Origin of the sequence: Ruminococcus sp. RTP21204st1_B2_RTP21204_210225, from assembly GCF_040914135.1 — a bacterium.
Classification (GTDB): domain Bacteria; phylum Bacillota; class Clostridia; order Oscillospirales; family Ruminococcaceae; genus Hominimerdicola; species Hominimerdicola aceti.
Window position 1 is genome coordinate 36,035 of the sequence record NZ_JBCPGA010000013.1, and the last position, 23,023, is coordinate 59,057.

The 23,023-nt window shown below is 41.9% G+C and carries 18 protein-coding genes; 9 read left to right on the forward strand and 9 right to left on the reverse strand.

What is annotated here, in order from left to right; all coding sequences use genetic code 11:
• The first annotated feature begins 135 nt into the window (after positions 1–135).
• Together AB5123_RS06760 and AB5123_RS06765 are read left to right on the forward strand one after the other, a co-directional pair.
• The gene (locus AB5123_RS06760) at positions 136–2,577 is read left to right on the forward strand and encodes a YfhO family protein (protein WP_337643801.1); all 2,442 of its coding nucleotides are present in this window, start codon (positions 136–138) and stop codon (positions 2,575–2,577) included.
• Between the two features lie 21 nt (positions 2,578–2,598).
• Complete coding sequence (locus AB5123_RS06765; protein WP_038672772.1) at positions 2,599–3,138, forward strand: NUDIX domain-containing protein; 540 nt, start codon at positions 2,599–2,601, stop codon at positions 3,136–3,138.
• Positions 3,139–3,298: 160 nt separating this feature from the next.
• Here AB5123_RS06765 and nifJ read toward each other — a convergent pair whose 3' ends face one another.
• The 3 genes from nifJ to AB5123_RS06780 form a co-directional block, all read right to left on the reverse strand.
• Positions 3,299–6,868: a pyruvate:ferredoxin (flavodoxin) oxidoreductase gene (gene nifJ / locus AB5123_RS06770; protein ID WP_368364632.1), complete on the reverse strand. Its 3,570-nt coding sequence runs from the start codon at positions 6,866–6,868 to the stop codon at positions 3,299–3,301.
• Between the two features lie 340 nt (positions 6,869–7,208).
• Positions 7,209–8,123: a ParB/RepB/Spo0J family partition protein gene (locus AB5123_RS06775; protein WP_337812339.1), complete on the reverse strand. Its 915-nt coding sequence runs from the start codon at positions 8,121–8,123 to the stop codon at positions 7,209–7,211.
• 58 nt (positions 8,124–8,181) lie between these two features.
• Positions 8,182–8,973: a ParA family protein gene (locus AB5123_RS06780; protein ID WP_046439576.1), complete on the reverse strand. Its 792-nt coding sequence runs from the start codon at positions 8,971–8,973 to the stop codon at positions 8,182–8,184.
• A 286-nt stretch (positions 8,974–9,259) separates the two neighbouring features.
• On the opposite strand from AB5123_RS06780, the gene AB5123_RS06785 reads away from it, so the two are divergent.
• Positions 9,260–10,126 carry a ParB/RepB/Spo0J family partition protein gene (locus AB5123_RS06785; protein WP_117857017.1) on the forward strand — a complete coding sequence of 289 codons (867 nt, stop codon included), beginning with the start codon at positions 9,260–9,262 and terminating at the stop codon, positions 10,124–10,126.
• 57 nt (positions 10,127–10,183) lie between these two features.
• Here AB5123_RS06785 and AB5123_RS06790 read toward each other — a convergent pair whose 3' ends face one another.
• Both AB5123_RS06790 and AB5123_RS06795 read right to left on the reverse strand, forming a co-directional pair.
• Positions 10,184–11,533 carry a CAP domain-containing protein gene (locus AB5123_RS06790; protein WP_337812338.1) on the reverse strand — a complete coding sequence of 450 codons (1,350 nt, stop codon included), beginning with the start codon at positions 11,531–11,533 and terminating at the stop codon, positions 10,184–10,186.
• A gap of 81 nt (positions 11,534–11,614) precedes the next feature.
• Positions 11,615–12,544, reverse strand: a complete 930-nt coding sequence (locus AB5123_RS06795) for an NAD(P)-dependent oxidoreductase (RefSeq protein WP_038672779.1) — start codon at positions 12,542–12,544, stop codon at positions 11,615–11,617.
• Between the two features lie 225 nt (positions 12,545–12,769).
• On the opposite strand from AB5123_RS06795, the gene AB5123_RS06800 reads away from it, so the two are divergent.
• The 6 genes from AB5123_RS06800 to rsmG are packed head-to-tail and all read left to right on the forward strand — an operon-like array spanning position 12,770 to position 19,906.
• Positions 12,770–14,146 (forward strand): acyltransferase, encoded by a 1,377-nt coding sequence (locus tag AB5123_RS06800; protein WP_368364633.1) that lies wholly within the window; start codon positions 12,770–12,772, stop codon positions 14,144–14,146.
• Positions 14,147–14,162: 16 nt separating this feature from the next.
• On the forward strand, positions 14,163–14,936 hold the full coding sequence (locus AB5123_RS06805) for a hypothetical protein (RefSeq protein WP_117892106.1): 774 nt from the start codon (positions 14,163–14,165) through the stop codon (positions 14,934–14,936).
• Complete coding sequence (locus AB5123_RS06810) at positions 14,929–15,882, forward strand: TIGR01212 family radical SAM protein (RefSeq protein WP_288162742.1); 954 nt, start codon at positions 14,929–14,931, stop codon at positions 15,880–15,882. Before AB5123_RS06805 ends, AB5123_RS06810 begins: the two co-directional genes overlap by 8 nt.
• 12 nt (positions 15,883–15,894) lie before the next feature.
• Entirely contained in the window at positions 15,895–17,265 is a 1,371-nt protein-coding gene (mnmE, locus tag AB5123_RS06815) for a tRNA uridine-5-carboxymethylaminomethyl(34) synthesis GTPase MnmE (RefSeq protein ID WP_368364634.1), read from the forward strand.
• A 36-nt stretch (positions 17,266–17,301) separates the two neighbouring features.
• Positions 17,302–19,185, forward strand: a complete 1,884-nt coding sequence (gene mnmG, locus AB5123_RS06820) for a tRNA uridine-5-carboxymethylaminomethyl(34) synthesis enzyme MnmG (RefSeq protein WP_337812364.1) — start codon at positions 17,302–17,304, stop codon at positions 19,183–19,185.
• 1 nt (position 19,186) lies between these two features.
• Positions 19,187–19,906 (forward strand): 16S rRNA (guanine(527)-N(7))-methyltransferase RsmG, encoded by a 720-nt coding sequence (rsmG, locus tag AB5123_RS06825; protein ID WP_337812365.1) that lies wholly within the window; start codon positions 19,187–19,189, stop codon positions 19,904–19,906.
• 68 nt (positions 19,907–19,974) lie between these two features.
• Here the strand turns inward: rsmG and jag are convergent, their stop codons facing one another.
• The 4 genes from jag to rnpA all read right to left on the reverse strand — a co-directional run bounded on the left by jag (position 19,975) and on the right by rnpA (position 22,941).
• Positions 19,975–20,871 (reverse strand): RNA-binding cell elongation regulator Jag/EloR, encoded by an 897-nt coding sequence (gene jag, locus AB5123_RS06830; protein WP_022287183.1) that lies wholly within the window; start codon positions 20,869–20,871, stop codon positions 19,975–19,977.
• A gap of 42 nt (positions 20,872–20,913) precedes the next feature.
• The gene (locus AB5123_RS06835; protein ID WP_117957384.1) at positions 20,914–22,251 is read right to left on the reverse strand and encodes a YidC/Oxa1 family membrane protein insertase; all 1,338 of its coding nucleotides are present in this window, start codon (positions 22,249–22,251) and stop codon (positions 20,914–20,916) included.
• Positions 22,252–22,316: 65 nt separating this feature from the next.
• Positions 22,317–22,565 carry a membrane protein insertion efficiency factor YidD gene (yidD, locus tag AB5123_RS06840; RefSeq protein WP_022287185.1) on the reverse strand — a complete coding sequence of 83 codons (249 nt, stop codon included), beginning with the start codon at positions 22,563–22,565 and terminating at the stop codon, positions 22,317–22,319.
• Position 22,566: 1 nt separating this feature from the next.
• Entirely contained in the window at positions 22,567–22,941 is a 375-nt protein-coding gene (gene rnpA / locus AB5123_RS06845) for a ribonuclease P protein component (RefSeq protein ID WP_022287186.1), read from the reverse strand.
• Positions 22,942–23,023: the final 82 nt, after the last annotated feature.

Below are 23,023 nucleotides of genomic sequence, written 5' to 3' on the forward strand. Positions count from 1 at the left end.
TGCGTATGAGCTTTTTTATTCAAAATCGTCCTAAAGACTGTTTAAAATGTTGATTTTTATATGCAGCTGTGTTATAATGAATTGTGTATGGTTTTTTACCAATATATTATCAGTAAAGAAAAAGAGGACAAGACAATGTTTAAGAAAAACGGACTTTTAAAAAGCCCTGACAGCAAGCCAAAAGAAAAGTATCTGCTGCTGTTTGCGGTGGCTTTTATCGGCATGATGATCTCGTTCATACCGTCAATGATAGTGAACAAGGGCATCTTTCTCTACTATGGCGACTTCAACTCACAGCAGATGATGTTCTATCAGCACTGTCATGACGCTGTTCGCAGCGGAAACATGGGCTGGGATTGGGGAACGGACTTAGGCTCGAGCTTTGTTGGCTCATATGCTTTCTATCTCCTTGGCTCGCCATTTTTCTGGCTCACTACACTTTTCCCGTCAGGTGCAGTGCCTTATCTGATACCATGGCTCCTTGCGCTGAAAACGGCTATCGCCGCAATAACAGCCTACGCTTATATCAGATTTTTTGTTGACAACACAAGCGCCTGCTTTATAGGCGGTCTGCTTTACGCTTTCTCAGGCTTCCAGACCTACAACGTTTTCTTCAACCACTTCCACGACGCAACTGCGTTCTTCCCTCTCATGCTTTTAGGATTTGAACTGTTGGTTCAAAAGAACAAGAAGGGTCCGTTTGCGGTAGCAGTTGCAATATGCGCCACAATAAGCTATTTCTTCTTTGCCTGCGAGGTCGTATTCGTTGTTATCTACTTCTTCCTGAGATGCCTTGACAAGGACTTTGAAATTGACATGAAGAAGTTCGGTCTGCTTATCCTTGAGGCTGTTATCGGTGTGATGATATCCGCTGTTATATTCCTGCCGTCAGCGCTGAGCGTAATGGGCAACTACCGTGTGAACGAAAGACTTTATGGACTTGACCTTGTTATATACGGTGAAAATGTAAGAATACCAAGAATTATCCAATCGTTCTTTATGCTTTCCGATATGCCTGCAAGAATAAATATTCTTAACTCAGACAAGGCAAGATGGGCTTCAATGGCAGGCTATCTGCCTATGTTCTCAATGGCAGGCGTTATAGCGTTTATGAGAACGAGAAAGAAAGGCAAAGACAGTTGGCTTACAAAGGCTATTATCGTGTTCGGTATAATGGCTTGCGTGCCTATATTGAACTCCTCTTTCGTCCTTTTCAATGCGTCATATTATGCAAGATGGTATTATATGCCTATACTGCTTATGTGCCTTATGACAGCAAAGGTCATCGCAGAAAACAAGGACGATCTGAAAAAGGGATTTGTGCCTGTTTGTGTAGTATGTGCGATATTTATTGGCATCGGTCTGCTTCCGACAAACGAAAACGGCGTTGTATCCTATGGCAAAGTCCCTGAATATATTGAACTTTACTACATTCAGGCTATCGTTACTATAGTAATGATAATAATGCTTGGCACGCTTATATATGTGGTCGCAGAGAAGAAGCTCGACTACATGAAGATCGCTTCTGCAATGACGGCGGTTGCGGTGGTCATCTGCATGACTTCTTCTATCGTATACGGCGTAAGCCAGGGTACTGACAACACCGACTACATCAACAGAGCAATAAACGGTGGCGACAACATCAACATGGATAAGCTGGAGTCTGGATCAGAGAACTACAATGCTGACAATAATTTCTACAGAATAGATACCTCAGAAAATGTTGACAACTGGTGTATGTTCTGGAAGCTTTCATCAATGAGATGCTTCCACAGCGTTGTTTCAACATCTATCATGGATTTCTACAGCTCTATCGGACAAACGAGAGATGTTGCATCAAGAATGGAAACTAAGGTCTATCCGCTAAGAAGCCTGTTTTCCGTAAAATACTATTTCAATGAACTTACTGAAAGTGAGAGAAAAGGTATCACAGAGGTATCGAAGCCTGAAACTCTTGCAAATCTCTACGGCTTTGAATATGTTGATACTCAGAACGGTTTCAACATTTACGAAAACAAATATTATGTACCAATGGGCTTCACTTATGATTACTACTGCCTTGACAGCGACATTCAGAAGGCTTCAGAGGTAGACAAGACCTCAATGCTCATGAAAGCCATTGTGCTTACCCCTGAACAAGCTGCAAAATACAATAATATTCTCAGCTACTACAGCTTTAAGGGTACTGACTACTCAACAGATCAGTATTATCAGAACTGCCTTGACAGACGTGCAAACAGTTGTTCATCATTCAGTTATGACTCTTACGGTTTCAACGCCAAGATCGACCTTGACAAGGATAACCTTGTGTTCTTCTCAGTTCCATATGATGACGGCTGGAGCGCAAAGGTGAATGGTCAGGACGTGGAAATAGAAAAGGTGGATTACGGCTTTATGGCTGTGCTTTGTCCTGCCGGGTCAAACGACATCCAGTTTACCTACGAAACAAAGGGACTTTTCTGGGGCAAGGTAATAACAGCCGTTGGCTTCGGCTCGCTTATCGTTTACCTTGGCGCAGTGAGATTTACAGGCAGAAAGAAAAAAGAAGAAGCTCAGCCTGTTGAAAAGAACGCATAAACCTGAAAGGGAGGATATAAAATGTATCAGAACGAAAAAACTATCAGTGAAAAAGAGATATACAAGGGCAGGGTCGTTCACCTGACTTGTGATGAAGTGGAGCTTGAAAACGGCTACAAGACGCTTAGAGAGGTCATTCATCACCCTGGCGGAGTTTGCATCGTTGCTCTTGACGAGGACGAGAATGTTTATTTTGTAAAGCAGTTCCGCTATCCTTTCAAGACCGCACTTATGGAGATACCTGCTGGAAAGCTTGAATACGGTGAAGATCATTTGGAGTGCGGAAAGCGTGAGCTTAAAGAGGAGATAGGTGCAACGGCAGAAAAAATGACTTATCTTGGCTGTATTTATCCTACAGTGGCTTATGATACCGAGATAATCCATATGTATATGGCAGAGGGACTTGATTTCGGTGAGCAGCACCTTGATGAGGGCGAGTTCCTTGACGTAACAAAAATGCCTCTTGAAGAAGCTTACAAAATGGTCATGGAAAACAAGCTCCCTGACGCAAAAACAACTGCGGCTATACTGAAAACTTATCTCATCAAAAAGGATATGTAGTCCATAATATTTTATCCATGCGATAAAAGAAACGGTCGAACGCTGTTCGCCACTGCATATATAAAGGGTACTGTCAACGTGGCAGTACCCTTTTTTTGTGGTAAAAAAAAGAGCGCCCACGCACCGAAGTGCATGAGCGTCTTTTTTATAGTAACTTAGATTACTTTTCCTCAGTATTGTAAAGCTTAGCGTATCTGAGCAGATAATCATATCTGTCCTTTGCGTTCTGAACAGCCTTACCAAAGAGCTTCTCAGCTCTCTCAGGATTCTGTCTAGCAAGTGCGTTGTAACGTACCTCGCCCATGATGAAGTCCTTATAGTCAGCTGTTGGAGCCTTAGAATCAAGGATAAATGGATTCTTGCCCTCTGCCTTAAGACGTGGGTCGAATCTGTACAGATGCCAGTAACCAGCCTGAACAGCCTTCTTCTCCTCTGTCTGAGCAATTGACATACCACCCTTGATACCATGGTTGATACATGGAGCATAACCGATGATGATTGAAGGGCCGTGATAAGACTCTGCCTCGTGGATAGCCTTGATGCACTGATTGTAATCAGCACCCATTGCAACGTGAGCTACATATACATAGCCGTAAGACATTGCGATACCTGCGAGATCCTTCTTCTTAACTTCCTTACCAGCTGCTGCGAACTGAGCGATAGCACCTGTTGGAGTTGACTTAGATGACTGTCCGCCTGTATTTGAGTAAACCTCAGTATCGAATACGAAGATGTTTACGTCCTGACCCTGAGCGATAACGTGGTCAACGCCTGAGAATCCGATATCGTAAGCCCAACCGTCGCCGCCGAAGATCCACATTGACTTCTTTCTCAGATAGTCAGCGTCCTTAAGGATCTCCTCAGTAGCCTTGTTCTTTGTCTTCTTGAGAGCTGCGATAAGATTATCTGTAGCTGGTGAGTTCTTCTCGCCGTCGTCTACTGTTTCAAGATACTCTTCGCAAGCCTTCTTGAGAGCTGCTGCCTTAGTTGTCTTAGACAGTTCAAGAACCTTAGCGATAGTTCTGTTTCTGATAGTGGACTGTGCAAGGTACATACCGTAACCATACTCAGCGTTATCCTCGAACAGTGAGTTAGCCCAAGCTGGACCCTTGCCGTCCTTGTTTACTGTGTATGGAGTTGAAGGAGCAGAACCACCCCAGATTGATGAACAGCCTGTTGCGTTAGCAATGTACATTCTGTCACCAAAGAGCTGTGTGATGAGCTTAGCATAAGGTGTTTCACCGCAGCCTGCGCAAGCGCCTGAGAATTCAAGCAGTGGCTGCTTGAACTGTGAGCCCTTAACTGTTGTTGCCTTGAACTTATCGAATACTTCTGGCTTTTCAGCAAGTGTAAGACCATAGTTGAATACTTCCTGCTCAGCGAGCTGAGTTTCAAGTGGCATCATGCTGAGAGCCTTGTTGCCCTTCTTACCAGGACAAACATTTACGCAAGAACCGCAGCCTGTGCAGTCCAGAGCAGACATTGTCATTACGAAGTTGTAACCAGGCATACCTGTCATAGCTACTGCCTTCTCCTGAGCAAGCTTAGGAGCCTTCTTCAGCTCAGCGTCTGTCATTACAACAGGTCTGATAACTGCGTGTGGACATACATATGAACAGAAGTTACACTGGATACAGTTGTCACCATTCCATGCAGGAACGTCAACAGCGATACCTCTCTTCTCAAATGCAGCAGAACCCTGTGGGAATGTACCGTCTGCCATACCTGTGAATGTTGAAACAGGGAGCTTGTCGCCCTCCTGAGCGTTGCAAGGGATCTGGATGTTGTTTACGAAGTCCTGAAGTGTCTTATCTGCGCACTTAGCGGCAGGCATACCCATTGGAGTATCCTTGCACTTCTTCCAAGATGCAGGAACCTTAACTTCGTGAACCTGCTGACATCCAGCGTCGATAGCGTCATGGTTCATCTTAACGATAGCGTCGCCCTTCTTAGAATAAGAAGCTGTAGCAGCGTCCTTCATGTACTTGATAGCGTCGTCGATAGGAATGATGTTAGCAAGCTTGAAGAATGCAGACTGAAGAACAGTGTTTATTCTGTTGCCCAGACCGATCTCCTTACCGATCTTAACGCCGTTGATAGTATAGAACTTGATGTTGTTCTCAGCGATATATCTCTTTACCTGACCTGGGAGGTGCTTATCCAGCTCTTCATGCTCCCACTGGCAGTTCAGAAGGAATGTTCCGCCTGGCTTGATATCCTGTACCATGTTGTACTTAGTGATATAAGACTCGTTATGACAAGCAACAAAGTCAGCCTGATTGATAAGGTATGTTGACTTGATAGGTGTCTTACCGAATCTCAGGTGAGAAACTGTTACACCGCCTGACTTCTTAGAGTCATATGCAAAGTATGCCTGAGCATACAGATCTGTATGGTCACCAATGATCTTGATAGAGTTCTTGTTTGCACCAACAGTACCGTCAGCACCAAGACCCCAGAACTTACAAGCTGTTGTGCCTGCTGGAGCAGAGTCAAGCTTGCCCTCAGTTTCGAGAGAGAGGTTTGTAACATCGTCTTCGATACCGATAGTAAATCTTGGCTTGTATGTATCCTTCCAGCTTGCATTCCAGTAAACAGCCTTGATCTGTGCAGGAGTTGTATCCTTAGAACCAAGACCATATCTGCCTGAAGCGATAGCTACATCATGGAACTGTGTACCCTTAAGAGCAGCAACAACGTCAAGATAAAGAGGCTCGCCCTCAGAACCTGGCTCCTTAGTTCTGTCAAGAACTGAGATCTGCTCACAAGTTGAAGGGATAGCTTCAACGAGCTTGTCAGCACGGAAAGGTCTGTAAAGTCTAACCTTAACAAGACCGAGCTTTGTGCCTTCCTTCTCGTTGAGGTAATCAATTGTTTCTTCGATAGTGTCACAAACAGAACCCATAGCTACGATAACGTGTGTAGCGTCTGGTGCGCCGTAGTAGTTGAACAGCTTGTAGTTTGTGCCGATCTTTTCGTTTACCTTGTTCATGTAATCCTCTACGATGCCAGGGATAGCGTCATAGTATGGGTTACAAGCTTCTCTTGCCTGGAAGAAGATATCAGGGTTCTGAGCTGTACCTCTAAGTACAGGATGCTCAGGGTTAAGAGCTCTCTTTCTGAACTCCTCTACCTTCTCGAAGTCAACCATATCTCTTACGTCTTCCATATCCCATGTCTCGATCTTCTGGATCTCGTGAGATGTTCTGAATCCGTCAAAGAAGTGGATGAATGGTACTCTGCCCTCGATAGTTGAGAGGTGAGCAACTGTACCCAGGTCCATTACCTCCTGTACATTTGAAGAACAAAGCATAGCAAAACCTGTCTGACGGCAAGCATAGATGTCAGAATGGTCGCCGAAAATATTAAGTGCGTGTGAAGCTACACATCTTGCAGATACATGGATAACGCAAGGGAAAAGCTCACCTGCGATCTTATACAGGTTAGGGATCATAAGAAGAAGTCCCTGTGATGCTGTATATGTTGTTGTGAGCGCACCGGCTGCAAGTGAGCCGTGTACTGTACCTGAAGCACCTGCCTCAGACTGCATTTCTGCAAGCTTTACAGGAGTGCCAAACAGGTTTTCCTTACCCTTGGCAGCCCACTGGTCTGTTACTTCTGCCATAACAGATGATGGTGTGATTGGATAGATAGCAGCAACTTCTGTAAATGGGTATGACGCCCAAGCAGCAGCGTTGTTTCCGTCCATGGTTTTCATTTTTCTTGCCATTTTAGAATCATTCCTTTCTCGATATTTCAAGCAAAAGCTCAAAACTCAAATTTCCTTTTTGACGTACTTTTTCAAGCACGTCTTTTTAAGGACAGCAGATATCTTCTTCAAAAGTAAGCTGTAACAAACTTTCTCAGGATACATCTGTTTTAACTCTTATAGTATACCACTTATTTTTCAATTTGTAAAGACCTTTTACCACATTTTTTCTTGATTTATACGCTGTAAACCCCCTATTTTCGGTTAGTTATGACTTCCTCATATTTCAGACGTGCTGTATTACATAGATAAAAAAAATGCCTGCCGAAACAGACATTTTTCATATATTTAAATTATAAAACTAGCAGTTCATAAGAAGTTCGGCGAGGGCATTGAGTATCTTATCCACATCAACATCAGAGCTGAATTTTACATCAAGCTTTGAGCCGCCTTTTTTATCCTCGCTTAAACTTACACGAAGCTTATCAGTGGCCTGATTTACTCTTATCTCAAACTCAGTATACATAGGATTTGTGATAGTACGCTTTATTTTCTTTTCAGCTTTTTTATTTGTTTCCAAAGCGGCGATAGCTTTTTCAAGCTCTCTTACCGTCCAGCCCTTTTCTATACACTCTGTGGCAAGCTTCTCCTGAGTATCCTTATCCGCAACGCCTGCAAGCACCTTTGCGTGACCCTCGGTGAGCTTTTTGTCACGGAGCATTTCCTGCACATTTTCGCTAAGGGAAAGAAGTCTGATAGAGTTTGCCACAGCGGAACGTGAACGTCCAACAGCTTCTGCTACCTGCTGCTGAGTAAGACCATAGGTTTCCATAAGAGTCTGATAAGCTGCAGCCTCCTCAAGAGGTGTAAGGTCTTTACGCTGGATATTTTCAATAATGGATATCTCAGCGGCCTCAAGATCTGTAAGCTCCTTTATATAAACAGGTATCTCATCAAGTCCAGCCAGACGTGCCGCACGCCACCTGCGCTCGCCTGCAACTATCTTATATCCTCCATTGTCAAGAGGTCTTACAAGTATGGGCTGCAAAACACCATGCTGTCTGATATTTTCCGCAAGCTCATTAAGAGCGTCCTCTTCAAACTCAGAACGTGGCTGATTTTTGTCAGGCTCAATAAGAGATATCCTTACTGTTGAAATGCCATTTTCGCCATCATCATTTTTTCCCGATTCACTATCAGATCGTGCGATCTCATCTATAGAATTATCAAAGAACAGGCTATCCAAGCCTCTGTCCATTTTGCTTTTTTTAGCCATTGTATTTTCCTTTCACATTATAAGATACAATGTTCCATGTGGAACATTATTTTTTTCTTTATTTTTCTTTATTCTTTGCCGCTTTTTTCTTTTCTCTTTTAGCTATTTCTTTTGCAAGATTTTCATATGCCTTTGAGCCTTTTGCCTTCTTATCATAATAAATAGCCGGCTCACCAAAGCTTGGTGCTTCCGACAAGGCAACGTTTCTCGGTATGGTAGTTTCAAAGACTTCCTTTGCAAAATGCTTTTTGACCTCGCTTATTATCTGGCCTGTTATCTTGTATCTTTCAACGCACATTGTAAACAAAATGCCCTCAATATCAAGGTCAGGATTGAAAGAAACTTTTACTCTGTTGATAGTATTGTGAAGCTCAACAAGACCCTCCAAAGAAAGAAACTCGCATTGGAGAGGGATAAGTACAGAATCAGCCGCCGCAAGTGCATTTATTGTGAGCATATCGAGAGTTGGGGGACAATCTATAAATATGTAGTCATAAAATTCTTTTGCAGGCATAAGAGCGTTGCGAAGCTTCATTGCTCTGTCCTTTTCATTCACAAGTGACACAGATGCACCTGAAAGATCCTGAGTTGTCGGCACAACTGAAACTCCACGGCAGGAAGTTGGCACGACAGCTTCAAATATCGAACATTCTTCAAATATTACATCAAACACTGTATTTCTGATACTTTTTTTCTTTATACCAAAGCTTGTAGTAGTATTGCCCTGTGGGTCAAAGTCAACGATCAGGACTTTTTTGCCCTTTAGTCCAAAAACCGCTGCAAGATTTACAACAGTAGTAGATTTTCCAACGCCGCCTTTCTGATTTGAAACGGCAATTATTTTCCCCATATTCTTGACCTCTTTTCTTAGTAGAATTATATCATATTTATTATACTACAATTTTTCACTTTTGAAAAGACCCTTTTACAAATTTTCTTGAAAATGTTCCACATGGAACAAATCAGATTTTTACTTTATTCGACAAAGCCCATGACAATTTAGAAAATAATACAAAGAATAAAGTATCAATATCAAAATCAAGGTCATAAAGAGCAGAAAAGTTTTCTGAATAAAATATAGAATTGAGTATCGTGAAGTGTTATGATTATTTTAAAACGAAACGGAGGTATAAAATATGAGTATTTTCCCAAAAACATTAGCAAAAGCTTTCACCGAAGAAACTGACGAATCACAAAGGGCTTCACCCTATCAGACGTTAGGCAAAATAATCGACATTTCCATAGGAGAGATAAGGCCGAACCCTGTCCAGCCAAGGCGATATTTCTCACCTGCCGAACTAACAAGCCTTGCAAAAAGCATTTCTCAGGACGGGATCATACAACCTCTCACAGTGCGGCGTGTAAAAGGCACTTTTGAGCTTGTGTCAGGTGAGCGACGTTTGCGTGCGGCAAAGCTTGCAGGATTAAGGTCAGTGCCGTGTATACTTATCAACGCCACAGAGGAACGTTCGCAGGTCATTGCACTTATAGAGAATATCCAACGTTGTGACCTGAACTTTTTTGAAGAAGCCGAAGCGATCTCTCAGCTCATCACAAAATATGGCATGACTCAGGAATCTGCGGCTATTCGTCTGGGACTTGCTCAATCCACAGTTGCAAACAAACTTCGTATTCTGAAACTTAACGCTGAGGAACGCAAAATAATTCTCGATAACAATATGTCAGAACGTCACGCAAGGGCTTTGCTAAAGATCACAGATAATGACCGCAGGCTTGCTGTGTTGAACAAAGCGGCTGAAAGTGGTTGGACAGTTGACACATTGGAAAAATATATTGCCAAGCTTCTGAAAGATGATGAAAAGCGTGCAAGCTATCACAAAAGAGCGGCTATGTTAAAAGATGTTAGATTGTTTTTCAACAGTGTCAATAAGGCGATATATGTTATGAGACTGGCGGGAGTGAACGCTGACGCAAAACGTATCGACCATGAGGATTATATCGAATATATTATAAAGATACCATCGGAGAAGCAGACAGAATAAAATGTTCCACATGGAACAAAAAAAATTGGACAGGCTCAAAAGTCTGTCCAAATTTTTTTATATATCGCTGTAAAAAAGCTGTTCCCAATAGGTGTATTTCCCGTTGTCTGACTTTGTAGCTTTTGCACACGCCATGTATCGCACATCAGGGTTGAGGATATTTTCTCTATGAGGCGGTGAATCCATCCATGCGTCAAAGGCTTCTTTTACTGTGGTCATGCTGTTCATACCATATGCGATATTTTCAGCCGCCGCACGCCATTCAGGAAGGTCAGTTTCTTCTATAGCTGTGATGTATGAATTGCCGTCAGGTCTGTCATGAGAATAATTATCTAAAAGTTCTTTCGCTCGCACATCTGCCGCAGAGTCGAGAAACTCAAGTCCCTCAAGCTCTCTTAAACCATACTGTTTTCTAACCTCATTTACATAGCCAAGCATTTCAGATGTTTCAGCAGAAAGATTTCTGTTTGACATATTCGTGCTTGAATCAGGTTCAGTAGGCTCGGCAGGCTGAGGAGCAGAGGGCTGTTCTTCCTGCATAGGCTCGGTAACAGTTTCAGTTTGCGTTTCTGTTTTCTTTTCAGTTTTCTTTGAAGTCGTTGTGGTAGTAGTAGCCGTTGTCGTTGTTGTAGTAACAGTTGTAGTCACAGCTTTTATATCTGCACTGTGAGGTGGCCGCATGGTCTTTCCGTTTATGACCACCTTATCCCCTGACACGCTTATGTAGTTATTGCCTACCACTATGGATTCCATAAGCTCATTATCAGTGTTTGTTATCTCCATGCCCTTATCCATGGCTTCAAGCACATACTTCGAGCCGTTCACATCTTTTACAGTAGCTTTCTTTACTGTCTTGCCGTCTTTTACAATTTCAAACTTGTTCTCTGCGATACACCTTATAGTCACCTTGTCAGTTACGTTAAAGCTGCTGAAGCTTTCATCAACATATGTCACCTTTGTGTTTGCATAGTAGACCTCGTTGGCTGATATTATTATCCTTGTGCCTTTATAACTGAACGAGTTGACCTTTTTTCCGTTCTTAGTGACAGTGACAATATTTCCGTCACAAGTCAGTATAAGCTTATCACCGTTATCATCAGTTATCTCAAAAGAGTTCACTATCTCATTTGAACTGTTTATAAGAGTATATCCCCCCTGCACATTTGCAAAAAGGGTATAGCCGCCATCAAAAACTATCTTTGTACAAGTCGCTGCTGTTTGTATAGTAGTCACTGAACCTGTGATAGTTTCGGCAGACTTTTTATTTGTGGTCACTGTTGTGGTGACTCCTGTGCTGACGCTTGAAAGCTTTTTGGGCTTTTCTTCCCCTGTGCTTCCGCAAGAGGAAAGACAACAGCCTGCCGCACAGACAACACATAATATTTTAACTAACCTATTGCTTTCCATGATATCTTAGCTCTCCTGTTTTATCAAATGTTCCACATGGAACAATACAAAAAAGGCAGCCCTGGGACTGCCTTTGTGAGTTTATTTTGTGTTTGAAAGTGTCCATCTGAAAGGTGCTATTCTCTTTGCCCTTGTGTTGTCTATGTTCCAGTTGTTGAATGTGATAGATGGGTCAAAATAGCGATAATCAGTTTTCATCTTACCTTTGTTGATGCTTAGTCCCATTCCAGGTGATTTCTGGATAACTGCACCTATGCGGTGATGTTCCTTTTCATAATCAATTATCTCTTTTGCCGTTATCAGCCTTGAATCAGCAAGATTGTAGATTCCCTCATATCTTCCTGACGGTACATTGATAATACCATTTATAAAGTCGATAAGATTGAATACACAGCAGAATGAAAAACCGTATTCTCCATCATTGAATATGTATGCTACATTTTCCTTTGCGTCAAATACTCTGTCTCTCAGATTTTGTGTATACTCAGCGTCATAAATAGGAGCTACTCTGGCAATAACAGGTATAGTTTCAGACTTTTTAAATTCCTTCTGCATTATCTTCTCAGATGTCATCTTAAGATCTGCATAGTTTGAATTTCCCTTTTCAGGAGCAGTTTCCCTTATTGGTTCTCTGCCTTTCTGTACACCATATATTGCTGTTGTGCTGAGCAGGATAAAGCTCCTTACCTCAGCCTTGTTTGCAGCCGCATATATGAACTTATCACATATCTTGCTCTTTTTCATCTCAGCGTCTGTTACATATGGATCTATATCGTTATCTACAGAATTTGCCAGATGCACGACAACGTCGATCTTGTTACTATCGATTACATTTGTAATAGCGTCCTTATCTGTAATATCACACTGGATAAAAGTATAGTTTGGATCAGTTCCAATAAACTCATTTTTGCGTGTATCTATACCGAATACACGATGCTTTTTGTGCAGTAAGCTGGATGTAAGGTACAAGCCTATCATTCCGCTTGCTCCTGTAACTAAAATTGAAGCCAACTCTGCCACTCCTTCCCCAAGTAGAATTGCACATTTATTTACTATAATTATACCACAGTTTTTATTAATTGCAAATACTTTTTGAAGAAAACTGAAAAATTTAGATTTTCTTTATAATTTTGCTTGCTATATTTAGTGAATTGTGATAAAATTATAGGTATAAATCATAAGCAAAAGAAATATAAAAATATCTTAACATATAGAAATATTAAGGAGCAATTTATTTTGGTTTATTCCGATCTTATATTTATACTGGGAATGTTCCCGATAATGACCATTATTTCGCTTTTCGACAGAAGTGCAGAATATAAAAACCTCATTCTGATAGTTTGTTCCCTGCTGTTTTTCAGTTGGGGCAGACCTTTTGCGTTCTGTCTTATTTTCCTGTCAGTTATCCTCGATTGGATATTTGGTCTTATTATTTCAAAAAACCGTGAGAACAAAGCCCTTTGCAGGATATTTTTAGTGCTGGATATTATAATGAACGTATCTCTTATGCTAATATTCGGTCAGAATATCCTTTATAATAAGGTAAAAAAGCTCAGTTTTGACGCCGCCATACTTCCACTTGGTATGGGTTATTATATGCTCAGAGGAATTTCTTATGTCTATGACGTTTTCAAGGGCAACTGCAAAGCAGAAAAAAACATTTTCTGCCTTTTGACTTATATGGTGTCACTGCATTTCATGCTTGTGGGACCTCTTGTGAGATACGGTGATATTGAGCCACAGATAAGGCATCGTGAGATCACAGGAGCAAAGCTCAATCAGGGACTTAATAAGATAGTTTTTGGTTTTGGCAAGGTGGTGCTTCTTGCAGGCGTTTTTGAACAGATAAAGCTTGCAGGACTTAACGGCAACGAGATAACTACCCTTGGCTGTTGGCTTGGTATGCTGTCATTTTTGGCACAGTATTATTTTCTTTTCACAGGACTTTCGGATATGGCAAAGGGTCTTGGTCTTACAAACGGCTTTGTTTATCCTGACAACTACACAAACATTGAAGCTGACGGACTTTTCACTGGTATGATAAAAAGCTTCAATACAACTGTTGTTGATTTTTTCAGCGAGGTTTTCTGCTGCAAAAAAAACATGAACAAGGTCTTTACTTTTGTGTGCTATATACTTTGCGGTCTGGCTCTTTCTATATGGTATCAGGCAAAGGTGAATTTCATTATCGTCGGACTTTGTACGGCAGTGCTTTGTATCCTTGAAAAGCTGTTTCTTGAAAGACCGCTTTCAAAGCTGCCTGACCTTGTGAAGTATATTTATCTTTTGCTGACAGCTCTCGTTATTTTTGGCGGACTTTATTTTGACAGCTTCTATGGCTACAAAAAATGGCTCTTTGCACTTGCAGGAGTAAATGTGAAATACACCTTGAGCGTGTCTGTAAAAAGTGCAGTGCTGAAAAATATCACCCTTATAGTAATATCGTTCTTTATTGTCTGCCCACCTGCAAAAAGGGCTTTCTGCAAGATTTTTAAAAAGCTTTCACAGAAGTCTCAGGCGGCTTATGGCAGAGTTATGATAACAAAGACCATTATGACAGTGCTTGTTTTTGCAGTGAGCGTTATAACACTTGCGGCGGAATATGCGGCATAAAAAGAGGAAAATACTAATGGATAAGAAAACTACACGATTCAATATCGTTCACGGTGACAATGAATATGAGATACCGGAGGAATGCGAGGCTGCGGAGGAAGCGGCTGAAGAGCTTGCCAAAACGAATTTGGAGGAGCATTACAGCTTTATAAATCTTCTTTCCATAGCGGTCATAATGCTATTTGCCTGCATATTCTTTATTTCAGTTTCAGGAAGCGACATTGTGGAGGACAACAATCTGTCTTTAACATTCAAGACTTTCTTTTCAGGGGATTACACTCAGGCATTGGAGGACTCTTATAATAATAGTATACCTTTTCCTGACGCCATGAAAGCTGTTGAGGAGCGTATCTCTCTTATTTATGGTATCGGCAATAAGGTCACTGACCCTATAAAGGAAACTCCTGACAATACTGATTCTAACCACAACAGCTTCGATCATCCGACTAATAATGACAGTGATGATCCTGACGAAAATGTTATCACCACCACTGCAAAACCGCAGGACGGTGAAGTAACTACCACAAAGAAAAAAGAGAACAAGAAAAAAACAACAACTACCACTGCTATTGACAGACCAGAGGAAACTGAAAGCACCACAACGACTTCAACGGCTTCCACTACCACAAATAATGACAAGCCTTACTATACTGTCACCGAAACTGAGCCTATAGTACAGCCTGGTCCTACTACTACCACGACCACAACAAAGGCAACTGAGACCACAACTCGGCCGACTGAAACTACAGAACCTACCACCGAGCAAACTGAGGGACCGTCAGATGAATAGCAGATTTGATAACCCTTTTCCCTATTCTGATGACAATAAAAGATATCATACCTACAATTATTATCTAAGGCACAAGTTCGGCACTAAGGTTTTCAAGATACCGCTTAATATTGACCTTGGCTGTCCGAACAGAGACGGCACAAAAGGTGTGGGAGGCTGTGTGTTCTGCTCGGCAAAAATGAGCGGAGATTTTGCAGGCGACCCTCATGAGGATATCCTTACTCAGTACAGAGAGATAAGGGAGAAAATGAGCAAAAAGTGGAGCAATGGTCTGTGCATACCGTATTTTCAGGCAGGCTCAAACACCTATGCTGACGTTGAAACGCTGAGAAAAATGTTTTATACAGCCCTGTCATTTGAAAATACGGCAGGGCTTTCTATCGCAACAAGGGCAGATTGCATCAACGAAGAAAAAGCCGACCTCCTCGGTGAGCTTGCGGAAAAGACTTTTCTTACTGTAGAGCTTGGCTTGCAGACTATCCATGATGAAACGGCTTTGAAAATGAACCGCTGTCATACTTTTGCGGATTTTCTCAAAGGCTATGAAATGCTGAGAAAACGCAATGTGAATGTGTGCGTGCATATCATCGACGGGCTTCCCGGTGAGGATAGGGATATGATGCTTGAAACGGCTAAAACTCTCGGTCAGCTCGATATACAAAGCATTAAGATACATCTTCTGCACGTTTTAAAAGGCACTGTGCTTGCACAGATGTATGAGCGTGGAGAATTTCGGGCTTTGGATATGGACGAGTATGTTAATATCGTCTGTGACCAGTTGGAGCTTCTGCCTGCGGAGATAGTAATACAGCGTGTGACAGGCGACGGTGCAAAGGACGACCTTGTTGCACCTTTGTGGAGTTTGAAAAAATTCTGCGTTATGAACGAGATAGACAAGGAAATGGGAAGAAGAAATTCATGGCAGGGAAAGGCTCTGTCGGAGTAAAAAGAGGTAAAAATGAAAGATATATGTGCTGTTTCAACACCCCTTGCTGAGGGGGGAATATCTGTAATAAGAATAAGCGGAGAAAACGCCATAAGCATAGGTTCAAAGGTTTTTAAACCTTTGTCATGCAAAAGTGTTGAAAACATGGCAGGCTATACCTGTGCATACGGAAAAATAGTTGACAAAAACGGCAGAGAAGTTGATGACGGTGTCCTGACGGTTTTCCGTGCGCCTAAGTCATACACCGGTGAAAACGTCTGCGAGATATCATGCCATGGCGGAATATATGTTACAAAAAAAGTTCTCAGACTTTGCATTGAACAGGGTGCAGAGCTTGCTCAGAGGGGTGAGTTCACAAAGAGGGCTTTTCTCAACGGAAAGCTTTCACTTACTCAGGCTGAGGGCGTAATGGAAACTATCTCCGCTCAGGGAGAATATGCACTTAATTCTGCAAATCTCACAAAAGAGGGCAGGCTTTTCAGACTGATTTCTGATATGTCAAGAAAGTTTGTCACAATACTAGGTGAACTTGCGGCATGGGTGGATTATCCAGAGGAGGACTTGCCTGAGATATCTGAGGATAATCTCAGAGAGAGCCTTAAAAACGCTTTGGCAGGGCTTGATAAAATAATAGCAGATCATGACAGCGGTATGATACTGAAAAACGGTGTTGACACTGTTATCGCAGGCAAGCCGAACGTTGGAAAATCGACCCTCATGAATATGCTGTTGAGATATGACCGCTCCATAGTCACAAATGTGGCAGGCACTACACGAGATGTTATCGAAGAAAGTGCAAAGCTTGGCGAGCTTATTTTGAAGCTTTCCGACACTGCAGGTATACATGAAACTGATGATGAAGTTGAAAAAATAGGCGTTGATATTGCAAAGAAAAAGCTTAAAAACGCTATGCTTGTGATAGAAGTTTTCGACATTTCAAGAGAGCTTGACGAAGAAGACAAAGAACTGCTTGAATATGTGAAAAAGCTTGGAAAGAAAGTTATCATAGTTCTCAACAAGTCTGACCTTGAAAATGTTGTTGAAAGGTCTCAGCTTGAAAAATATTCAGACTATGTGATAGAGATTTCTGCGAAGCTTGACGAGGGCAGAGAAGAGCTGCAAAAGGCCACAGAGAAGCTTTTGGGCATTGGCGGATATGACGCTGACAGCACGATTTTTGCAAACGAGCGTCAAATAGCCTGTGCAGAACGTGCAAGAAAATATCTTGCCATGGCTCTTGAAAGCCTTGATATGGGAGAGACTTTGGACGCTGTTACTGTGATGATAGACAATGGCGCAAATGCACTTTTGGAGCTGACAGGAGAAAAAGCTACAGAAGCGGTGGTAGACGAGGTATTTTCAAAATTCTGCGTAGGAAAGTAATTTATATGGTCTTATTTTCAGACAGGTGGTTTTATTATGCAAAAGGAATATTTTGATATTATTGTGGTAGGTGCAGGTCACGCAGGCTGTGAAGCGGCTTTGGCGGCGGCACGCCTTGGACTAAAGACGGCACTTTTTACCATAACACTTGACGGTGTTGCCAATATGCCATGCAACCCCTCTATAGGCGGAACTGCAAAGGGACATCTTGTTCGTGAGATAGACGCTTTGGGCGGCGAAATGGGCAAGGCGGCGGATAAAACTTTTCTGCAAAGCAGGATACTCAACCGTGGAAAAGGTCCTGCCGTTCATAGTCTGAGGGCGCAGATAGACCGTGTTGAATATCATAAGCTTATGAAAAAGACTATCGAAGATACTGACGGGCTTTATCTGAAGCAGGCTGAGATAACTGATATTTTATTTGAGGAGGACGGCAAGACTGTCCGTGGTGTGCGTACAAAGCTTGGCACTGAGTATGACTGCAAGGCTGTTGTTATCTCAACGGGAACTTACCTTGGCGGCACTGTCCATGTGGGTGCAGTATCATATTCAAGCGGTCCTGACGCAACTTTGCCTGCACTTAGTCTGACAGAATGTCTTAAAAAGGCAGGAATGACAATAAGACGTTTCAAAACAGGCACTCCTGCCCGTGTACACAAGCGTTCCATAGATTTTGACAAGCTTGAAGTTCAGTGCGGTGACGATGAGATAACGCCATTTTCTTTTGATAATCATGAAAAGCTTGAAAATAAAGTAAAATGTTATGTTGCCTATACAAATGAAGAAACACACAAGGTAATAAGAGATAACATACATCTTTCACCTATATATTCGGGTAGGATACACGCTATTGGTCCAAGATACTGTCCGTCTATCGAGGACAAAATAATGAGATTTTCTGACAAGCCAAGGCATCAGCTTTTTATTGAGCCAATGGGTCTTGACACTGACGAATATTATCTGCAAGGTATGTCGTCATCACTGCCTGAGTTCGTTCAACTTCAATTTTTGCACACTATAAAAGGACTTGAACACGTTGAGATAATGCGAAACGCCTATGCCATAGAATATGACTGCTGCGACCCTACAGAGCTTTCTGCTACGCTGGAGTTCAAGGCTTTTGACGGTCTTTACGGTGCAGGTCAGTTCAACGGCACTTCGGGATATGAAGAAGCCGCCGCACAAGGTCTTATCGCAGGCATAAATGCCGCACTGAAAATTCTCGGCAGAAAACAGCTTATTCTTGACAGAGCGTCCTCATACATAGGCACTCTTATTGATGACCTTGTTACAAAGGGTTGTTCAGACCCTTACAGAATGCTCACATCAAGAAGCGAATACAGACTTTTGCTAAGACAAGATAACGCTGATATAAGGCTTACGCCTATAGGTCATGAGATAGGGCTTATCTCAGACGAAAGATATCAGCATTTGCTTGACAAAAATGAACAGATAGCCGCTGAGATAAAGCGTGTTTCAAAAATAAATATTGCGCCAGATCCTGAGATAAATGCCTATCTTGAATCTGTAGGCACTGACCCTCTCAACAACGGCATAAAGCTTGCTCAGCTTATCCGCAGACCACAGGTGTCATATGACGGTCTTGCTCCTTTCGATAAGGAAAGACCTGAGCTTTCAGCAGAAGTAAAAGAGCAGGTAGAGTTGCAGATAAAATATGACGGCTACATAAAGATACAGCTTGAACAGGTGGAGGCCATGCGAAAGCTGGAGAAAAAGGCTTTGCCTGCGGATATTGACTATAATGATATAAAAAGTCTTAGACTTGAAGCAGTTGAAAAGCTCAATAAGATAAAGCCTGTATCAGTTGGTCAGGCAAGCCGAATCAGCGGAGTAAACCCTGCGGACGTGGGTGTGCTTTTGGTATGGCTCTCATCAAAGAATGACCATAGGGAGGAATAGTATGTCAAAGCTTATTTCTAAGGACGATTTTATAAAGCTTTTTGATAATTATGATATAACAATATCTGACAGTGATTATTCACGCTTTGAAGCTTATGCAGATCTGCTTTGTGAATGGAACGAGAAAATAAATCTTACTGCTATCACTGACCCTGAGGGCATTGCAATAAAACATTTTTTTGACAGCGTTTATCCTTTCACACTTTTCGAGGTAAAAGAAAATGCAACGGTAATAGATGTCGGCACAGGGGCAGGATTTCCGTCCTGTCCGCTGAAAATCGTCCGTGACGATATAAAGCTTACACTTCTTGACAGCCTTAATAAGAGGATAAATTTTCTTGCACAGCTTTCAGACAGTCTTGACCTTGGTGCGACTTGTATACATGGCAGAGCAGAGGAGCTTGGCAGAAGCATGGAGTGCCGTGAACAATTTGACATTGCCACAGCAAGAGCGGTGGCAAACCTCAGCGACCTATGCGAGTATTGCCTGCCTTTTGTAAAAGTCGGAGGATATTTCGTTGCATTGAAAGGCTCAGGAGGAAATGATGAGCTGAAAGAGGCTAAAAATGCTATTAAGATACTGGGAGGAAAGGTCGAAGAGGTCTTTGATTATGAACTTCCAACAGGCGACGGCAGAATGCTTATCCTCATAAGAAAAGTATCTGAAACGCCTGAGAAATATCCACGCAACAAGGGTCAAATGAAAAAGAAAAAATTATAATACGAATATATGCACAAAAAAACACGCTGAACCAAAATTCAGCGTGTTTTCTTATTGTCATTTTTAATTTAGAACTCTATCTTTGAGTAAAGACCTGAATCCTTCATTGTGTCCTCTGGCTTTGGCTTCTTGTAGTCCTTTTCAAAGCTTGTTGTGATGTCAAAACCCTTTGAGCGGCGATTATTGTTGTTTCTTCTTCTGCCGCCGTTCTTCTTGTAGCCGCCTCTGTTGTCATACTTTCTAGGTGTTGTAGAGCTGATTATTACCTTTCTCCATGGCTCTTCACCCTTTGACTGAGATGTTACACCCTCGATCTCTGATACAGCAGCGTGAATGATTCTTCTCTCATATGGATTCATTGGCTCAAGAGCTGATGAATGACCGCTTCTCTTTACGTTGTTTGCTATCTTTTTTGCAAGCTCTTCGAGCTGGGTCTTTCTTCTTGCCCTGAAACCATTGCAATCTGTGGATATTCTGAAATATTCTCTGTCTATCCTGTTGCATACAAGTGATGCAAGATACTGAAGTGAATCGAGGATATCGCCCTTCTTGCCGATAAGCTTCTCGAACTCTTCGCTCTTTATCTCAAAAAGTGCGCCGTTTTCAAGCTTTGTTACCTCGATCTCTGTGTCTTCTATACCCATTGCCTTTATAACATTGAGTATATATTCCTTTGCACAGTCAGCCTTTTTCTGCAAAGTGTCGCTCCACTCTGCCTCTGCCTTGACTTCTTCTTGAACTTCTGCCTTTTCTTCAACAGCCTCTGTTTTTTCAGTTACAGTTTCTACCTTTGTTTCAGGCTCATATTCAGCTTCTACCTTTGCCTCACCCTTGATCTTTCCGAAAAAGCCCTTTTTAGGCTCTTCAAGAACTGTGAAAGTGATCTTTTCTACTTCTGTTCCAAATTCAACTGCCGCCTTGTTCTTTGCTTCGTCTACAGTTGCGGCTGTAAAGATCTGTTTCATTTTTTCTGCTCCTCTCGCTAAAAAAGTTTAGTCAACAACAGGTCAATCCTGTGAATCGTCATATTCGTCGCCATATTTCTCAGCCATTCTCTTTCTGGCTTCGTTAAGACGTCTTCTCTGCTCGTCTTTAAGCTCCGTCTTTGTTTTCTTCTTAGGCTCATCGTAATCCTCATCGTCAGAAAGTGACTTTCTGATCTCAGCAGGATCCTTACCAGCCTGTATCATCTGAGCCTCAGCCATTTTCTCCATAAGAGTAGGCTTGCCCTTCTTTTTCTGCTTTGCTATATCCTTCTGAACAAGCTCTGCAACGTGTTCAGGTGTGTAGATCTTATTGAGTACGATAGTCTGTCCAAGTGCAAACAGTGAAGAATAGCACCAGTAAAGACCAAGACCTGCCGGATAGCTGAAACCGATCCACAGTGAGAAGATAGGCATACCATAAAGCATTATCTTCATTCCCATTCCGCCCATATTAGCAGCGTCAGGATTGTTTTTCTTTGCAAAATGCTGTGAAACGAATGTCACTATAAGCTGCAAAAGTGCTGATACAATAGGGATAATGCAGGAAAGATCCTTCATTGTTGGTATCTTTCCAAGGAAAAGTCCGAAAATGCTGTAGTTGAAATCTTCAGCCGCAGCCTTTACGCTTGTTGGAAGCACATCTGCATACTGTCCGCCCTCTTTTTCAGTGAAAACGAAAGTCATAAGCTCAGGTCTTGACTGAATGAGGTTTGTGGAGAAGTAATTCTCGTTAAGAATAAAAGTATCTATATCATTATGAGCCTTAATAGCATCCATAACGTTCGATATCTTGTTGTCATTAGAAAGTGCCTTTGCAGACTTTGGATACTTGTCCTTATCTGTTAAAAGCTTTTCAAGCTTATCATAAGCTTCGTCCTCAGTAGCACCGTCTTTCTCAAACTTTTCAATAAGCTTTTCTATAGTAGTATCCTTGCTTTTTACCTCAGCACTGACAACATAAAGATTCGATATCATGTTGTTTGAGTCTGTAAGCTCCTCTTTATCTGCGTTTGAAACGTAGGTAAGAGGTCCGTAAATAACAGGGATAAGAGCAAACAGAATGACCATTGTGATGACCATTGGCAAACAGCTTGCCATAGGGTTTACGCCAGCCTTGGCGTAAAGGTTCATCTGCTCTTCCTGCATCTTCTGCTGATTTTTAGCGTATTTCTTCTTTATCTTTTCAAGCTCAGGCTGAAGCATGGTCATTCTTGCCATGCTCTTCTGCTGCTTGACGTTAAGCGGAAATACTATAAGTCTTGTAAGGATAGTGAAAAGCAGCAGTGCTATTCCGTAGTTCTTGCATACAAAATAGCAGCCCTTCATTATCCAGCCCAAAGGGGTCGCAATAATACCCATTTAATATCCTCCAGATCAATTATTTGTCATATTGATAACCTATATATCTGATTAAGCTCTCAGGCTTATTTTTTTCTGATTTTAAAATACTCAGTGGTAAGCTTGTCAGGAACATAGTCAACCCCTCCCAGACTCCACGGGTTGCACCTAAGCAGTCTCCATACAGTGAGCAGCGTGCCTTTAAAAAAGCCGTGTTTTCTGTAAGCCTCCAGCGCATATGCCGAACAGCTTGGATAATACTTGCACCTTGGTCCGAAAAGAGGACTTATAAATCGCTGATAAAACCTTATCAGCAGCTGAGCCAGTTTACTCATTTTACTTTCTCTTTGCCCTGCCTGACCTGTTATTATTTGGAACAGGCTTATTCATCTCTTTTATGAGTCTTTTTTTTATAAATCTTTCAATATCCTGAGTTTTCTTTTCCCCTATATCGTTTCTTCCCACAAAAACTATATCATAGCCCAGCGGAAATTCCGCCTCGTTAAGTCTGTAGGCGGCTCTTACTATTCTCTTAATTCTGTTTCTCGTTACTGCGCAGCCCTGCTTTTTGCCTGCCGTTATGCCGAGCCTGTTGTATGGGCTGCCGTTGGGATAAAAATATGCTGCTACAAAACTGTCTGCACAAAATCTTCCCTTTTTATAGCACCTTAAAAATGCCTTGTTATCCTTTAAAACCGTTGTGAACAGCATCTTCATTTCCCCATTGTGTACTGTTTTTACTCTTTTCGCCTTTTCACGGCAATTTTGCCAAAAAAAGATAAAGACCCAATAC

Bases quoted from the DNA above. Each gene is read 5' to 3' on its own strand.
- AB5123_RS06760 (WP_337643801.1), top strand. From the start codon at position 136: ATGTTTAAGAAAAACGGACTTTTAAAAAGCCCTGACAGCAAGCCAAAA.
- AB5123_RS06765 (WP_038672772.1), top strand. From the start codon at position 2,599: ATGTATCAGAACGAAAAAACTATCAGTGAAAAAGAGATATACAAGGGC.
- nifJ (WP_368364632.1), bottom strand. From the start codon at position 6,868: ATGGCAAGAAAAATGAAAACCATGGACGGAAACAACGCTGCTGCTTGG.
- AB5123_RS06775 (WP_337812339.1), bottom strand. From the start codon at position 8,123: ATGGCTAAAAAAAGCAAAATGGACAGAGGCTTGGATAGCCTGTTCTTT.
- AB5123_RS06780 (WP_046439576.1), bottom strand. From the start codon at position 8,973: ATGGGGAAAATAATTGCCGTTTCAAATCAGAAAGGCGGCGTTGGAAAA.
- AB5123_RS06785 (WP_117857017.1), top strand. From the start codon at position 9,260: ATGAGTATTTTCCCAAAAACATTAGCAAAAGCTTTCACCGAAGAAACT.
- AB5123_RS06790 (WP_337812338.1), bottom strand. From the start codon at position 11,533: ATGGAAAGCAATAGGTTAGTTAAAATATTATGTGTTGTCTGTGCGGCA.
- AB5123_RS06805 (WP_117892106.1), top strand. From the start codon at position 14,163: ATGGATAAGAAAACTACACGATTCAATATCGTTCACGGTGACAATGAA.
- AB5123_RS06810 (WP_288162742.1), top strand. From the start codon at position 14,929: ATGAATAGCAGATTTGATAACCCTTTTCCCTATTCTGATGACAATAAA.
- mnmE (WP_368364634.1), top strand. From the start codon at position 15,895: ATGAAAGATATATGTGCTGTTTCAACACCCCTTGCTGAGGGGGGAATA.
- mnmG (WP_337812364.1), top strand. From the start codon at position 17,302: ATGCAAAAGGAATATTTTGATATTATTGTGGTAGGTGCAGGTCACGCA.
- rsmG (WP_337812365.1), top strand. From the start codon at position 19,187: ATGTCAAAGCTTATTTCTAAGGACGATTTTATAAAGCTTTTTGATAAT.
- jag (WP_022287183.1), bottom strand. From the start codon at position 20,871: ATGAAACAGATCTTTACAGCCGCAACTGTAGACGAAGCAAAGAACAAG.
- AB5123_RS06835 (WP_117957384.1), bottom strand. From the start codon at position 22,251: ATGGGTATTATTGCGACCCCTTTGGGCTGGATAATGAAGGGCTGCTAT.
- yidD (WP_022287185.1), bottom strand. From the start codon at position 22,565: ATGAGTAAACTGGCTCAGCTGCTGATAAGGTTTTATCAGCGATTTATA.
- rnpA (WP_022287186.1), bottom strand. From the start codon at position 22,941: ATGCTGTTCACAACGGTTTTAAAGGATAACAAGGCATTTTTAAGGTGC.